This window comes from Rhizobium sp. BK196, assembly GCF_014193255.1.
Classification (GTDB): domain Bacteria; phylum Pseudomonadota; class Alphaproteobacteria; order Rhizobiales; family Rhizobiaceae; genus Rhizobium.
On the sequence record NZ_JACHZB010000001.1, the window covers coordinates 54,747 to 69,043 of the forward strand.

General features: G+C 59.7%; 16 protein-coding genes. 10 read left to right on the forward strand and 6 right to left on the reverse strand.

The features are described 5' to 3' along the window. Positions 1 to 46 precede the first annotated feature (46 nt). From FHT78_RS00320 to FHT78_RS00335, 4 genes are all read left to right on the forward strand, one after another. A complete protein-coding gene (locus FHT78_RS00320) occupies positions 47 to 1,267 on the forward strand; it encodes an HTH domain-containing protein (RefSeq protein ID WP_183738934.1) in 1,221 nt (406 codons plus the stop codon). 31 nt (positions 1,268 to 1,298) lie between these two features. Beyond that, complete coding sequence (locus FHT78_RS00325; protein ID WP_183738937.1) at positions 1,299 to 1,931, forward strand: DUF5074 domain-containing protein; 633 nt, start codon at positions 1,299 to 1,301, stop codon at positions 1,929 to 1,931. 99 nt (positions 1,932 to 2,030) lie between these two features. Beyond that, complete coding sequence (locus FHT78_RS00330; RefSeq protein ID WP_183738940.1) at positions 2,031 to 2,270, forward strand: hypothetical protein; 240 nt, start codon at positions 2,031 to 2,033, stop codon at positions 2,268 to 2,270. A gap of 156 nt (positions 2,271 to 2,426) precedes the next feature. Next, complete coding sequence (locus tag FHT78_RS00335) at positions 2,427 to 3,191, forward strand: hypothetical protein (RefSeq protein ID WP_183738943.1); 765 nt, start codon at positions 2,427 to 2,429, stop codon at positions 3,189 to 3,191. Positions 3,192 to 3,212: 21 nt separating this feature from the next. Here FHT78_RS00335 and FHT78_RS00340 read toward each other — a convergent pair whose 3' ends face one another. The 3 genes from FHT78_RS00340 to FHT78_RS00350 all read right to left on the reverse strand — a co-directional run bounded on the left by FHT78_RS00340 (position 3,213) and on the right by FHT78_RS00350 (position 5,706). After that, a complete protein-coding gene (locus tag FHT78_RS00340; protein WP_183738946.1) occupies positions 3,213 to 4,016 on the reverse strand; it encodes a class I SAM-dependent methyltransferase in 804 nt (267 codons plus the stop codon). 80 nt (positions 4,017 to 4,096) lie between these two features. After that, entirely contained in the window at positions 4,097 to 4,549 is a 453-nt protein-coding gene (locus FHT78_RS29160; protein ID WP_348644689.1) for a TspO/MBR family protein, read from the reverse strand. A gap of 281 nt (positions 4,550 to 4,830) precedes the next feature. Beyond that, a complete protein-coding gene (locus tag FHT78_RS00350) occupies positions 4,831 to 5,706 on the reverse strand; it encodes an NmrA/HSCARG family protein (RefSeq protein WP_183738952.1) in 876 nt (291 codons plus the stop codon). A gap of 111 nt (positions 5,707 to 5,817) precedes the next feature. On the opposite strand from FHT78_RS00350, the gene FHT78_RS00355 reads away from it, so the two are divergent. The 3 genes from FHT78_RS00355 to FHT78_RS00365 all read left to right on the forward strand — a co-directional run bounded on the left by FHT78_RS00355 (position 5,818) and on the right by FHT78_RS00365 (position 8,477). Continuing rightward, positions 5,818 to 6,735, forward strand: a complete 918-nt coding sequence (locus FHT78_RS00355; RefSeq protein WP_183738955.1) for a LysR family transcriptional regulator — start codon at positions 5,818 to 5,820, stop codon at positions 6,733 to 6,735. 79 nt (positions 6,736 to 6,814) lie between these two features. Then, positions 6,815 to 7,573, forward strand: coding sequence for an adenylate/guanylate cyclase domain-containing protein (locus tag FHT78_RS00360; RefSeq protein WP_183738959.1), 759 nt, complete (start codon positions 6,815 to 6,817; stop codon positions 7,571 to 7,573). Between the two features lie 106 nt (positions 7,574 to 7,679). Further along, complete coding sequence (locus FHT78_RS00365; RefSeq protein ID WP_183738962.1) at positions 7,680 to 8,477, forward strand: class I SAM-dependent methyltransferase; 798 nt, start codon at positions 7,680 to 7,682, stop codon at positions 8,475 to 8,477. A 47-nt stretch (positions 8,478 to 8,524) separates the two neighbouring features. On the opposite strand, the gene FHT78_RS00370 is transcribed toward FHT78_RS00365, so the two are convergent. From FHT78_RS00370 to FHT78_RS00380, 3 genes are all read right to left on the reverse strand, one after another. Continuing rightward, entirely contained in the window at positions 8,525 to 8,869 is a 345-nt protein-coding gene (locus FHT78_RS00370) for a hypothetical protein (RefSeq protein ID WP_183741766.1), read from the reverse strand. 182 nt (positions 8,870 to 9,051) lie between these two features. Then, positions 9,052 to 9,804, reverse strand: coding sequence for an SDR family oxidoreductase (locus FHT78_RS00375; RefSeq protein WP_183738965.1), 753 nt, complete (start codon positions 9,802 to 9,804; stop codon positions 9,052 to 9,054). Positions 9,805 to 9,978: 174 nt separating this feature from the next. After that, entirely contained in the window at positions 9,979 to 10,878 is a 900-nt protein-coding gene (locus tag FHT78_RS00380; protein WP_183738967.1) for an AraC family transcriptional regulator, read from the reverse strand. 356 nt (positions 10,879 to 11,234) lie between these two features. Between FHT78_RS00380 and FHT78_RS00385 the strand changes: the two genes are divergently transcribed. Genes FHT78_RS00385 through FHT78_RS00395 form a run of 3 tightly spaced genes read left to right on the forward strand, consistent with a single transcriptional unit; the run spans position 11,235 to position 14,266 of the window. Continuing rightward, entirely contained in the window at positions 11,235 to 12,185 is a 951-nt protein-coding gene (locus FHT78_RS00385) for a retron St85 family effector protein (protein WP_183738970.1), read from the forward strand. 1 nt (position 12,186) lies between these two features. Further along, positions 12,187 to 13,164, forward strand: coding sequence for a retron St85 family RNA-directed DNA polymerase (locus tag FHT78_RS00390; RefSeq protein ID WP_183738973.1), 978 nt, complete (start codon positions 12,187 to 12,189; stop codon positions 13,162 to 13,164). 16 nt (positions 13,165 to 13,180) lie between these two features. Further along, on the forward strand, positions 13,181 to 14,266 hold the full coding sequence (locus tag FHT78_RS00395) for a hypothetical protein (RefSeq protein WP_183738976.1): 1,086 nt from the start codon (positions 13,181 to 13,183) through the stop codon (positions 14,264 to 14,266). Positions 14,267 to 14,297 lie beyond the last annotated feature (31 nt).

Sequence of the window (14,297 nt, forward strand, 5' to 3'; positions counted from 1 at the left end):
GGTCTGATATCGCAAGGGTGGGAGTTACAAGTGTGACGGGATTCCGATGGACTCGCTGATCCTGGCTGCCGCACAGGCGCTGGCCGTGGGCGATGCGCTGGGCGCCATGAAGCGCGTAGCGCTGCGCGACGACCCACCGGCGCTGGCGCTCCGCGGCATTGCCATGGCCCAACTCGGCGACCTCCCCCGCGCCAAGGCGCTTTTGAAGAGCGCTGCCCGGGCATTCGGTCCGCGCGAGGCTGTGGCCCGCGCCCGCTGCATCGTCGCGGAAGCCGAAATCGCCCTCGTCTCGCGCGATCTCACCTGGCCGGAAAAGGCGCTGGAAGGCGCGCGCGTGACGCTCGAAAGGCGCGGCGACCGCGTCAACGCCGCCCATGCCCGCCACCTGCAGATCCGCCGCCTGCTCCTGATCGGCCACCTCGATGCCGCCGAAAAGCTCCTCGCCGGTCTCGACCCCTCGCCGCTGCCGCCGGCCGCCCGCGCCGGCCATGAGCTCGCCCTTGCCGGCGTCGCGATCCGCAGGCTGCGCACGGAGCCGGCGCGCCAGGCCCTGGCGAGGGCGGCAGAGGCAGCATTGAAGGCCGATATACCATCCCTCGCCATAGAGGTACGCGATGCGGCAAAGGTTCTGGAAGCACCCGCCGCCCGGCTGATCGATGGCGGCACGGAACGGCTGCTGCAGCTTCAGGAGGTCGAGGCGCTGCTTGCCTCCGATACGCTCGTCATCGATGCCTGCCGCAACGTCGTGCGCGCGGGCGGCGAGATCGTGCCGCTCGCAAGCCGGCCGGTACTGTTTGCGCTCGCCCGCGCGCTCGCCGAGGCCGCGCCATCCGATGTCTCCCGCTCAACCCTGCTTGCCCGCGCCTTCCGCGCCCGCCACGCCGATGAATCCCACCGGGCGCGGCTGCGCGTCGAGATCGGCCGGCTGCGTGCGGCCCTTGCCGATCTTGCTGACGTAAAGGCGACGAGCCACGGCTTTGCGCTGATCCCGCATGATGGACGCCCCGTTACGGTGCTCGCGCCACCAATCGAGGAGGAGCATGCCTTCCTGCTGGCACTTCTCGCCGATGGCGAATCCTGGTCCAGCACGGCGCTAGCGATTGCGCTGAACTTGAGCCCGCGCACGGTGCAGCGGGCGCTCGACGCGCTTGAAGCGGCCGGCAAGGTGCAGTTTTTCGGCAACGGGAGAGCACGCCGCTGGATGATGCCGCCTGTCGTCGGCTTCCCGACGACATTGTTACTCCCCGGCCCGCTGCCGAGCGACTAACATCTCTCCTGTAACAGAGGACGGAAACACCATGAAAACATCGCAGGCAGAGGTCATCCGCGAATATGGCCCCTTCGAAGGCGCGCGCAACATCGGCGGCGTCACTTATGACGGCAGCAAGGTCTGGTTTGCCGCCGGTGAAAACCTGCGGGCGCTCGATCCCGACAGCGGCACGGAAATCACCGCCATCGACGTCGCCGCTCATGCCGGCACCGCCTTTGACGGGCGCTATCTCTTCCAGATCGCCGAAGACAAGATCCGCAAGATCGACCCTGAAACCGGCACCGTCGTCGCCACCATCCCCGCCCCCGGCAAAGGCGCCGATTCCGGCATGGCGTGGTGCGAAGGCAGCCTCTGGGTCGGCCAATATCGCGAAAACTGCATCCACCAGATTGATCCGGAGACCGGCAAGATCCTGCGCACCATCGAATCCAAGCGCCATGTCACCGGTGTGACCTGGGTGGATGGCGAGCTTTGGCACGCCACCTGGCAGGATGACAAAAGCGACCTGCGCCGCATCGATCCCAAGACCGGCGACGTTCTGGAACGGCTGGACATGCCTGATGGCACGGGCATTTCCGGGCTGGAATCGGATGGCAGCGACGTATTCTATGCCGGCGGCGGAAGCAGCGGCAAGGTGCGGGCGATCCGCCGACCGCGGTGAGGAAGCGCGGGGCAACGAAACCTTAACCATAGGAGAACCGCTTCGGAACCGTCTCTCCTGCCGGAAGTTTTCCTTCTGCAATCGAGCAGGTGAAGTGCCATGGTTCAGTCGTTTCGGGAGCGGTATATCACGCGCGAAGAGCATCAGCGGATCGTCGATTATTACCGGAAGCTGGTGGCGCGGCTCTATGGCGATGTCCGGGACCTGCGAGCGCAGGCTGAGGTGCCGGTGAAGGAGGCTCAACCGGCTACCGAACGCGCGGGCAAAGCGCCGCACGACCTTGGGCCGAATGTCGTCAGCCTCGGTTCTTACCGCAACCGCCGGAAATCCCGTATCTGACAACCGATATGCTTCAGGGCTGACACGCTCTGCTGCCCGCCGGAGTGGAACCTTCCGGAATCGCACCCGTTGTCATCATAAGGCGCCGAAACCGGCTGCGAGAGCAGAGGCGGCATCCGGCGCATCGATGATGATCGAATGCAAGGGAGTGATCACATGGCAAATCTTCACAACGAGAACACCCCGACCTTTGCGACGGACACGGCCACGAGCAGCCTGACCGCCTTCTTCGACAGCCGCGACAACGCCGAACGCAGCGTCGAGCGCCTCAAGGATGCGGGCATTCCGGCGGATTCGATCCGCCTGTTGCCAGGCTACGAGGCTGACGGCGACCGCGCCAATGTCGCAAGCGACGACCGCTCCGGCTTCTGGGCGATGCTGGCGGGCTGGCTCTTTCCCGATGAGGATCGCGCCGTCTATGCCGAAGGCCTGCGCCGTGGCGGCTTCCTCGTTTCCCTGCAGGTCGACGATGCAAACTATGAGACCGCGCATGATATCCTTGACGACGAAGGCTCGATCGACATGGACGAACGCGCCGACCACTGGCGGCGCGAAGGCTGGGAAGCCCAGCGCTCCACCGAAGCCCATGACGTCTCGAGCTACGAACGCAACGGTGCGGCGGAAGGCGACATCACCGTATCGGAAGACGCGTTCGCGCCGGATCAGTCTGCAACGGAACGCGCGATGGCATCGTCGACCGTATCGGATGATGCCGCACCGGCCGCCGACGAACCCGCCGTCTCCAATGACGCTCAGGTTGGCGAGGAAACTGGCGTGCCGAAGATGGCATCCGGCAGCAGCGAGACGCTCGAGGAAAGCGCGAAGAAGATGGAAGCGAAACCTCGTAACGATCAGGCAGGCCAATCGCAATCGCAGAGCAGCAGTGGACTGAGCCAGTCGCAGGGTTTTCGGCGGGAATAGACCACGGCAGCTAGCGCCGGCTCACCCCGGCACCCTGCCCCGGCAGGCCCAGGCCACCGACGCAAACGACCGCGGTCCATCAGGCTCTCCGGCCTCATATGCATCCCTGACCGCAGCATCGACCCTCCTGCGCATTTCCGCATCCAGCCCTGCCACATATTTGCCGAGCGGGCCTTCGCCGGCAGCGATCGGCGCCCAGTAGTCGGCAAACGAGCCGTAATCCATGCGGATAGTCAGCGAGGTTTCCTCGACATCGACAAGGCCGTTGCCGACAAAGCTCGCCTTCATCTCTCCCGGCTGTGTCATCGGCTGGAAAGAATAGCGGTGGCGCATGGCTCGCGCATTGGCGTCGATCATCACCACGGTATCCCACATCATGCGCATGCCGGACATGCCGCCATAATGATCCCAGACGGCAGCGGCAACGACACCATCAGGACGCACGACCCGCCGCATCTCGGCCACCGCCTTGCCGGCCTCGGGTACGAAATGCAGCACGAGCAGCGAGAGCGCCCGGTCGAAGCTGTTATCCTCGAAGGGCAGCGCGCAGGCATCCGCCTGCTGGATCGTGACGCGCCGGTCCGTGTTGCGCCGGTTTGCGGCCTCGACGAAGACAGGCGAAAAATCGATGGCCGAGATCGCGCCGAGACGGGGATTTTCCGCCAGCGTGAAGGCGAGGCTTCCCGTGCCGCAGCCTACATCGAGAACGCTTTCCCCATCCGCAAGTCCGGCGAAATCGATGAGCTGGGGCGCGAGCTTTTTGCTCCAGCGTCCCATCAGCTGCTCGTAACCATCGGCACTTTCGACATTGAAACTCGACGGCATAGCAGTCTCCCCTCGAAAACGGCACAATGTCCGCCCCATTTTTACGACTGCGTACCAATCGCCGCAAGCAGAACCAAGCCCTAATTCATCGAGACGATCGCCGCATTGAGCGCAGTCGCATACCCGACCCACAGGCCGTAGGGAATGAACAGCGCCGATGATATCAGGTCCCGCCGCCATGAAAGGCCGATGAAGGCAAGGATCGAGAGCAGCAGGGCGATGATGATCGCCAGGCCGAGTGCGGGAAGCTGCAGGCCGAAAAAGGCCGGCGACCAGGCGAAATTCAGGACAAGCTGGGCGATCCAGGCGATCATCGCAGGCGAAGTCCTGCTCTGCTCGAAAGTCCGCGCGCCTGCTATGCCGATCAGGATATAGAGGATCGTCCAGGCAGGACCGAACAGCCAGTTCGGCGGCGTGAACCAGGGCTTGGCAAGCGCGTCATACCATTCGCCCGGCATATTGATGAGGCCGATCAGAAGCCCGCCGCCCAGGCTCAGCAGAATGAAAACCAGATAATGATCGAACCGGTGCACCGGAACCCCCGCTTTAAGTGACGGTTGAAGTGGCGTCCGGCTGCCGGTCGTCAAGAGCGGTCTCTTCTTCGCCCTCCGTTTCGCAATCACCCAGGTGCCTCCCGAGAACGCAGGGGTGAGAAGAACGTTGCCACGTGACCACAGGCCCGGCCCCACCTCCGTCATGCTGGGGCTTGTCCCAGCATCTGCAACGCCTCTACGAATAGGACCAGGAATAGATCCTCGGGACAAGCCCGAGGATGACGGAAGCTGCGGTTGTCACACCTATAAACCTACGCCCCTCACGCCTTGTCGAGCACGCTCCAGTCGTACCCCTTCGCCCAGTCGGCATAGCTGTGCCAGGCGACATCGGGAAAATCGCGGCGCAGCGCAGCGATATCGGCGGAATAGCCCGTGCGGTCGAACCATTCATACATCAGCGCCGCATCCTCGCTTTGCTGGCGCATGGCCGCAATCGGCAGCTCCTGGAAACGGATCGGCCGGCCGATTGCTTCGGCGAGAATCCTCGCCTGCTCCTCGCCGGAGAGTTCGTCGCCGGCAATATCGAAACGCTTGCCGAAGACCTGTTCGCGGCGCTCGGCAAGCGCGGCGACGAAATGGCCGATATCGTCGATGGCAATCTGCTGCAGCTTGCGGGCCGGCGGCAGGGCTGCGGCATAGACGCCCTGCTTCAGGCCGCCGATCGCCCAGGGAGCGACGGTGTTTTCCATGAAGGCGACCGGGGCGCTGATCGTACAGGGAATGCCGAGCCCGGCGACATGCTGTTCGACCAGATATTTGCTGTCGAAATGCGGAATGCCGGTCTTCCTGTCGGCATCGGCGACCGAGCCATAGATGAGATGGCCGATCCCGGCCTCCTTGGCCGCATCGGCAGCCGCGATCCCCTGGCGTGTCTCCGCTTCGACGCCGGCCTCGTAGCTGTTGCCCATCAGGTACATCGTGTCGACGCCCCTGGCGGCCTTGACGACCGACGCCTTGTCGTCGAGATCGCCGACGACGACCTCGATACCGTCAGCGGCAAGCCGCTTGGCGTTATCGCTGTCCGGCCGCCGTGTCAGCCCCTTGACGCGGTGGCCGCGTGCGGCGAGCGCGCGGGCGACGGCGCCGCCCTGCTGGCCGGTTGCGCCCGATACGAGAATGGTTCTGCTATTGCTCATGTCTCTGCTCCTTCTATTGCCGATGACAATTGCTGATGATGCAGATTTAGGATTGTTGCATTGGGTCATAATGGCCTAAAAATGCCAAACATCGTCCCATTGAGAGCAACAATGATCGATCTCAACGATATCGTGATCTTCTCCCGCGTCGTCGAAACCGGCAGCTTCACCGCCGCTGCCCGGCTGCTTTCCATGCCCAAGACGACGGTCAGCCGCCGGGTTGCGGCCCTCGAACGCGACCTCGGCGTGCGCCTCCTGCAGCGCACGACCCGCAGCCTCGGCATGACGGAGGCCGGGAGGCTCTACTATGCGGAGGCGAGCGCGGCGCTCAGGAAGATCGAGGCCGCCAACATCAGGCTCGCCGAAGCGCAGGCCGAGCCCTCCGGCACGATTCGCATATCGGCTCCCGTCGGCTTCAGTGGCCACTTCCTGCAGGAGGCGATTTTCGAATTCATGGCGACCTATCCGAAAGCCAAGGTTGAGCTGCGGCTGACCGACGAGCGGCTGAACCTCGTCGACAATGGCATAGACCTCGCATTCCGCACAGGACTGCTGGAGGGTTCCACCCTGATTGCCCGCCGCCTCGGCCCCACCTATCGCCTGCTCTGCGCCAGCCCCGCCTATCTCGCCCGCGCCGGCCGGCCTTCCGCACCTGATGATCTCGCGGGCCATGACTGCGTCATCGCCGGGCCATCTGCCGCCCATGCGCAATGGGTGTTGGACGGCCCACAGGGGCCGGAAACGGTGTCGGTATCAGGACGCTTCGCCGCCAATGAAATGCAGGCGGTCATGGAGGCGGCGATCGCCGGCTACGGCATCGCACAGCTGCCTTACGGGGTCGCTTTCGCCTGCATCGCAGATGGGCGGCTGCTGCGCGTGCTCGAGGATTATACGACGGCCTCGGGTGGCCTGCATGTGGTCTATCCCAGCAGCAAGCACCTCTCGCCGCTGGTGCGCGCCTTCATCGCGCTCGCTGAAAAGCGGCTGCGTGCGGCAGACGCGCGAAATGTCCTGCCGGACAGCGCATAGGCACCCTGCCTCAGCTGAACAGTTGCCAAAACCGCCCGATAGGCAGAAGCTCCTTTTCTGTCATCAGGAGAATGCGGCAATGGCGATATCAGCGATATCAGGACAGCCGGCACGATCCGGCAGCGCAGGCATCTGCCGCGGCTGCTGGGACCAGATGCATATGCCGATCCCCATACGCGGCCCGCTCTCGCTGCCGTTGCGCGCCTTCGGCATTACGCGCAGCAAGATGAACCCCGACATCTGCACGATCTGCGAGCGCTCCTTCCAATATGTGAAGAAGCAGCGCCACATCACCGCAGGCGCCACCATCCTCTTTGCCGATATCCGCGGCTATACCGGCCTGTCGGAACGGATCGGCGCAATCGAGCTCAGCCAGATCGTCAGCCTGTTTCAGGATCGCGCGGCACAGGCGATCTGGGCCAATGACGGCATCGTCAACAAGCAGATGGGCGACGGGCTGATGGCGATCTTCAATTTCCCGATCAAGCGCGCGGACCATGCCGCAGCCGCGATCATGGCGGGCAAGGACATCCAGCGCTTATGCGAAGAGGCGCTGGCCGCCCTCGATATCGGCCAGCCGCTCGGCGTCGGCGTCGGCATCCATACCGGCGATGTGCAGATCGGCGAATTCTCCAGCTTCCGCAGCGATTTCACCGCGATCGGCGGCGTGGTGAACCAGGCGGCTCGGCTGGAGTCGCAGGCAGCCCCCGGCGAAATCCTCGTCTCGCTGGAAACCGCCCTCCAGGCCCCCGAACTGATGGGCGGCACCGAAGCACGATCGCTGTCGCTGAAGGGGATCGAGCAGCCGGTAGAGGCGCGGGTTCTGCGGGTCGTCTGAAGCGAGGGCGTGCCACGTGGCACCCCCCGATCGACGCCTCGACCATCCGTGCTATATCTGCCGTCAACCTCTCGCCGCCGAAAACCACAGCAACCGGGGAAGCCCAATGCCATCCACCTTCATCGCCAAGGGCGCCGACGCCTATGAAGCCAGCATGGGGCGCTGGAGCCGCCGCCTCGCAGACCCTTTCCTCGCCTTCGCCGGCATACCGCCCCACGGCCGCGTGCTGGACGCCGGCTGCGGCACCGGCAGCCTGACATTGGCACTATCAACCCACCCCGAACTTACCGCCATCGAAGCCCTGGATTTCGAGGAAAACTTCGTCGCAGCACTCCGCGCCCGCACAGACGACCCGAGGGTAACCGCCCGCCAGGGCGACGTCTGCGCCCTGCCCTATGAAGACAAGAGCTTCGACGCCGCCTATTCCCTGCTCGTCCTGCACTTCGTCTCGAATGCCGAAGAGGCCATCTCCGAAATGCGCCGCGTCCTGAAGCCTCGCGCCATCGCAGCCGCCGCCGTCTGGTCCCATGACGGCATGCCGAGCTGGCGCCTCTTCTGGAACACGATCCGCGCCATCGAACCCGAAGCCGAAGGCAACGGCATACCATCAGGCCCGCGGCCGATGACGGCCGAAGGTGAATTGCGGGCGCTGTTTGAAGGCGCGGGCTTCGCCGATGTCGCGGAGGCGAGGCTGACGATCATGATGGACTACGCCGATTTCGATGATTTCTACCTGCCGAAGGTCTATGGGCAGGGACGGTTTTCGGCGTTCTTCGAGGCATTGCCGGAGGCGCGGCGGGAGCGGCTGCGGGAGGCGCTGAAGGTAGCTTATCTCGATGGCAGGCCGGAGGATGGACCGCGCGGGTTTGAGAGTGTGGCCTGGGCGGTGCGAGGCAGCGCGTAAGACGGTTTAGCGCCGCCTGCCCGTATTGGTGGCCGAACCCGGCTCTGTCAGTACTTCATGTTCCGCAGCTCAGGAAAATCGTAGTAACGCAGCCGCTCATCGCGGCAGCGGTAGTCATTCTTTGAGACGCCCATGATCATGTTCTGCTTTAAGGTAAGGTCGATATAGGACCAGTTCGGGTTGGCACGCTCCGTCGTCCGCGTGCAATAAGCGTAGACCTGCTTTTCAGGATCGAGCAGCACAACGCTCGAAATCTCAGCCTTCACGAAATATCCCGGTTTGATGGTCCCGCGCAGGGCATCCACATTCTCGCGTTTAACCGAGCTGGACGGAGGACGCTGCGAATCCAAGACAGATTGTGGTGCTGGCGTCTGGCAGCCAGCCAGTGTCATCGCGGCGGCACAGAGAAGTACAGTCGTCCTTATCAAGTTCAATCTCCCAAAACGCAAAGCACAAGGCACACAATATTTCCTACAAATATTACGAGAATAATATCCGCAATACACGGTCATCCACAGCCGATGCCGCGAAGCGACACCGGCTTTATGCAAAGGTCAAGAATGCGCCCGACCAATCACCAAGCCTGCTGCGTCGGCATCACAAACACCTCGGCAATATCCATATGCCTGGGCGACTGCAGCGCAAACAGAACCGTCTCGGCAATATCCTCGGCCTTCAGAAACTCCATCTGCGTCTTCAGGTCTTCCATCTGCTGGCGCACGGCCGGATCTGAGATCTGGTCGTAGAGTTCGGTCTCGACAGCGCCCGGCTGCACGCAGGTCACGCGGATATTGTGCTTCTTGCCAAGCTCCATGCGCATGCCGTCCGACAGCGCCGTGATGGCATGTTTCGTCGCGCAATAAACCGTCAGCCCCACAAAGACCTTGCGGCCGGCAATCGAGGAGGTGTTGACGATATGGCCGGATTTCTGCCGGATCATGTGCGGCAGGACAGCGGCCGTGGTGTTCAGCACGCCCTTGATATTGACGTCCACCATCCGCTGCCATTCATCCACCTTCAGCGCTTCGATATCCGAAAGCGGCATCAGGCCGGCATTGTTGAAGAGAATATCGATACTGCCGAAGGCCTCGGCGAGCCTGGAAACGCCAGCCTCTACGGAGGCGACATCGACGACATCCATTTCCAGCGCGATCGCCTGCCCGCCGGCCCGGCCGATCTGCGAGACGAGCTCTTCCAGCCGCTCAGTGCGACGCGCGGCAAGCCCGACCTTGGCGCCATTGGCTGCAAGCTTGAGTGCCGTGGCAGCGCCGATCCCGCTCGACGCGCCAGTGATGAGAGCGATTTTTCCTTGGATTGACATGGTCATTCCCTTTCATTGCCGTCCCTGAGACGGTTGGTTTCGACGGGAACAAACTAGAAGAACCAGACCGGTCCTTCGCTCGGCCGCTTGCTGAGACTGTCGCGGATTTGCTGCAAACAGGAGCAATGCCAGCAAAACTGCGCAACGGCTTTACGCCCGGAATGCGCAGGACAAAAGGCGCTAGCCGCGATACTCACGCGGGCTGACGCCCACCTGCCGGCGGAACACCTGCGCAAAATGGCTGGGGCTGGAATAGCCGAGATCGAGCGCAATAGAGACGATGCTCTGATCCGTCTCCCGCAGCAGCCGGCGGGCCTCGGCCATCTTGAGCTGGATGAAATAGTCTGACGGCGACGAGCCGGTCGACTGCTTGAAGACGCGGGAGAAATGAAAGGGGCTAAGCTCTGCCTCTGTAGCCAGGCTTTCGAGATTGAACGCCTGATCGAGCCCCGCCTCCATCAAGCGAACCACCCGCTGTAGCTTGAACGCTGGCAACGCCCCGCGCCGGGCGGGCGCCGAGAGATCCCGCTTGCCATAATGCCGCACGAGATGAACGGCGAGCGCCTGCGCAATGCCCTGCACAACCATTTCGCTCGGCCCTGCCGATCCCTTCAATTCCCCAAGGATCATCCCCATCAGCCCCGAAATCCTCTCGTCCCGCTCCCCGGAAATATCCGCCAGCCGAAACCCCTCGCCGCCCCCGGCCCCGAAGACTTCCGCAACCGCCCGCTGGTAGATCGGCAGCCCGAGATAGAGATGCATGACACAAAGCGCCTCCCCGCTGCACGTCTCCCACCGCATCTCATAGGGTGTCTCACTCTGCGTCAGATAGAAATCACCGGCGGAGACCTCGACCGACATCCATTCGCCGCCGATGTCGCGCTCCTCGATGCGAGCCGAGCCGGAGACGATCCAGACGAGAAGCGGCTCGGCGACGGCGGGGACGAGGAGATTGGTTTCGAGTGGCTGGTGGGAGAGAAGGTGGACGGAAATGGTGCTCCATGCCGGGCCTTGACTGCGCGCGAGAAGACGGGCGTGGATGCGCTGGCTCAGGGCTTCGGGGGTGGATTTTTCGGGCATGGGTGGATGACACGAGCTACATACGAAAGTCACATTGAAACACGGGAACTGATGCGCACGAGGATATATTCAAAGATACTTTATCGCTCCAGCTTGGTTGTGGGAAAAGTGGATTTCAAAGTAACTTAGAATTGCACACGAAGTCCCAAATTTGTAAGACAAACCGTTGACTTCGTCGATTCGCTGGATAACAACCCGGATGCACTTACGCGAATGGCATTTTAGCTTGGTCGGGCGTTTCGCTAGACCTCACTCGATTGGTTTCCTTTTTGCGGCTCGGAAGGTTCCAAAGCCTTACCGCCTCAATGAGGACGCTCCGCTCGGCAAGACTTTGTAACCTTCCGAGCCTTTGGTAAGTGATCGACGATCTCAACATTGAGAATATACTCGAACTGATAGACCCGGATAAAATCCGGGTCTATCAGCCAACAAGAATAATATTTGTTTGCGGAGGAAAAACCGATATCGCAGCGCAGCCTCCAATATCGCTGCGTGATGCATTTATGCGGATCGCTTATTCCCGCTCCTTTGAGCGCTTCACCCCGATCCTTGCTGAAGAATTGAATGCGTTCTTCCCTAACGGCAACTATAAAGATTTCCTCAGCCTCGAAAGCGATATCGCACAGATTTCGGCAATAATATTGCTATTTTCTGAGAGCTTTGGAAGCGCCGCCGAGCTTGGCGCCTTCGCAATGATTAGCGAGATCGCGCAGAAGCTTTTAGTCGTCATCGATGACAAGCACTATGAGGAAAATTCCTTCATTAAACTCGGTCCCCTGAGGGCACTCGAGATAGCAAATGGTGATGGCTGCGTATGTGTTGTAAACTTAATAGATCTCGGAATTGCCAATATTACCGAGCTCGAGAAGCTAAATGTGGATTTATTCTCTCGCATTATCCAAGACGCATTTCAGCACAGAGAACGGTCAATACCTGATCACAGCACGTTCAATTCAAAGCTGAGCGGACACATTATAAAACTAATAGTTGGACTCATACAATGGTACGGAGCATTAACGGTCGCTGAGATTGAGACCGCGCTATATTGCCTCAACGTAAATTGTCCTCCCGCGCGAATTCAAGATTACCTTCTGTGCGCCCAATTTGCCCAGTGGGTCACACCAAAAAAACGCGGTGTTCAAACATTCTATGTGGCAAAATCAGATACGATGGCTGTGCAATTCGTTGCACGTGCGGGAAAAAAGATGGTCAATCGACAGCGCTGGCAAGCCGAAATTAGAGCACATTGGAAGGCAAATGACGATCTGCGATTTCGCTCAATAGCCGAAGTGATGATTGAGGCGTGATGTGACAGAACTTCTCAAACAGCTTTCGATTGAGACTGGATTGGTGGAAAGCACGGTTCGCCAAATCATTGCAAATGCGCCCGAACGCTACAAAACTTATCACATTTCGAAAAAAAATGGCGGTACGCGAAAGATTGCGCAACCTGCACGAGAGGTAAAACTCCTACAGAGAGCTTTGACTGCCCTCCTGCTAAGCAAGCTTCCTGTACACCCGGCGGCGACCGCATACGTTAAAGGTCGCAACATAAGAGATAACGCGGAGCTGCATTGCCACTCGGGGCCAATTCTAAAAATGGATTTTAAGGACTTTTTCCCTTCAATAACCGCGCGCGACTGGGCTGCATATTGTACTCGAACGAATTGCCTTGCCGATCCTGAGGACATACGTCTTACGTCACTTCTGCTTTTTCATCGTCCGGCGGGGGGGAGAGTCCTTCGACTCGCGATCGGCGCTCCATCGTCACCGATCGTTTCTAACCTAATCATGTTTCCTTTTGATCAGATGATCTCCGAGGCAGTTGCCGTCGACCATGTGATTTATAGCAGATACGCCGATGATCTCACTTTTTCAGGTCCACGTACCGGCCACCTAACCGTCGTCGCAAAAGCTGTCAAAAATGCTCTTAAAGAGATCCAATATCCATCGCTAAAGCTCAACCCTGAGAAAACTACTTACGCGACGATGAAGTATCATCGTCAGGTGACTGGACTGACGCTCGCAAACGACGGTCGGGTTACGATAGGGCGTGACAGAAAGCGAGCATTGAGAGCGCAACTTGATCACTACTACAAAGGTATCTTGCCCTTGAAAGAAATCCCACGACTGGCTGGTAACCTGGCGTTCGTAAGGTCTGCGGAGCCCAGTTTCTTTTTCAAGCTTGTAGAGCGGCATGGCTATCAAAAAATCCATGACATACTTCGCCAAAGCAACCGTAAAAACAAAAAGTTACCGAGTGGACGTAATGAAAGTCCAATATAATACTTAAGAAAATCGTATGCTGCCCGATTTCAGCAAAAGCACTATCGATACTCTTGCAAAGAGAGCGGGTTTCATTTGTTCGAACCCCGATTGTCGAGTTTCGACAGTCGGGCCGAATGCTGAATCAAGCAAATACACGACGATAGGTGAAGCGGCGCACATATGCGGGGCACGTCCCAACTCCGCCAGGTATAATAAGGAGATGTCGGACAGCGCGCGCGGAGAGATCACGAACGCTATATGGTTGTGCAGCAATTGCCACACGCAAATTGATCGAGATCCTGCGCGTTTTCCGGTGGCCATCCTTTTCGCGTGGCGAGAAGAGCATGATAAATTTGTCGCCGTTAAACTTGGAACGCCAAGCGACCGAATAAGAGCCGAGATTGTGTCAGCCCAACTCGACCAGTTTAAGAACTATCCGCCAATAGTAAGACGAATTGCTGCCGATAAACCAATCGGTTGGGAATGGCGGCTCACCGCGGAACTGTTGCGCTACCTTAATCGCCCTGCATTTCGGCAGCTTCATGACTTAACTGAGGGACTATACACACGGCCGACAGAAATAATTGAAGATAATGCGATTACGTGGATACGAGCTAGACTAACCGAAATGGAGACTCTGGTCCCACCGTTGGAGAAGCTTCTATCACGTCTGAGCCACAGTTGGGGGCCACCACGGCAAGAAGGGGATATCTCAGAAATTCATCACATCTGCTTGCTTATAAAACAAGCGCTTGAACAAATAGTTCGGCACGAAGAGCGGCTTCTTTTTGTAGATTTACCGGGAGAATATCGGCCGATTCTCGGAATGTTACGAGATTGCTTAGGCTCGCAAGCACACAAGCTCGCAGATTTGCCGTCGGAACTGGAAGCTATCCTTGCCTTGGTCGGGACGGATAACGGAGGGACGGCTGAAGAGCCGCTTGTCCTTGAGAAAACGATTACGTTTGAACTCCCTCCAGACTGGGAAAACCACATGAGACAGGAGATCGCTAAACTCGCTAAGATCGAAAGAAAAAAACATGAATATAGCGGATCTATTTTCGGCTATACATTGATTATATTTGTCTCTCTTTGCGTAATTTATTCACTGCTGCTATGATTCCTTGATCAAATTTGGCCTGCTCGCCGCA

Coding starts and splice junctions, on each gene's coding strand:
- FHT78_RS00350 (WP_183738952.1), bottom strand. CDS start 5,706: ATGAGCAATAGCAGAACCATTCTCGTATCGGGCGCAACCGGCCAGCAG.
- FHT78_RS00360 (WP_183738959.1), top strand. CDS start 6,815: ATGGCGATATCAGCGATATCAGGACAGCCGGCACGATCCGGCAGCGCA.
- FHT78_RS00325 (WP_183738937.1), top strand. CDS start 1,299: ATGAAAACATCGCAGGCAGAGGTCATCCGCGAATATGGCCCCTTCGAA.
- FHT78_RS00320 (WP_183738934.1), top strand. CDS start 47: ATGGACTCGCTGATCCTGGCTGCCGCACAGGCGCTGGCCGTGGGCGAT.
- FHT78_RS00370 (WP_183741766.1), bottom strand. CDS start 8,869: ATGACACTGGCTGGCTGCCAGACGCCAGCACCACAATCTGTCTTGGAT.
- FHT78_RS00380 (WP_183738967.1), bottom strand. CDS start 10,878: ATGCCCGAAAAATCCACCCCCGAAGCCCTGAGCCAGCGCATCCACGCC.
- FHT78_RS00395 (WP_183738976.1), top strand. CDS start 13,181: ATGCTGCCCGATTTCAGCAAAAGCACTATCGATACTCTTGCAAAGAGA.
- FHT78_RS00340 (WP_183738946.1), bottom strand. CDS start 4,016: ATGCCGTCGAGTTTCAATGTCGAAAGTGCCGATGGTTACGAGCAGCTG.
- FHT78_RS00335 (WP_183738943.1), top strand. CDS start 2,427: ATGGCAAATCTTCACAACGAGAACACCCCGACCTTTGCGACGGACACG.
- FHT78_RS00330 (WP_183738940.1), top strand. CDS start 2,031: ATGGTTCAGTCGTTTCGGGAGCGGTATATCACGCGCGAAGAGCATCAG.
- FHT78_RS00375 (WP_183738965.1), bottom strand. CDS start 9,804: ATGACCATGTCAATCCAAGGAAAAATCGCTCTCATCACTGGCGCGTCG.
- FHT78_RS00355 (WP_183738955.1), top strand. CDS start 5,818: ATGATCGATCTCAACGATATCGTGATCTTCTCCCGCGTCGTCGAAACC.
- FHT78_RS00365 (WP_183738962.1), top strand. CDS start 7,680: ATGCCATCCACCTTCATCGCCAAGGGCGCCGACGCCTATGAAGCCAGC.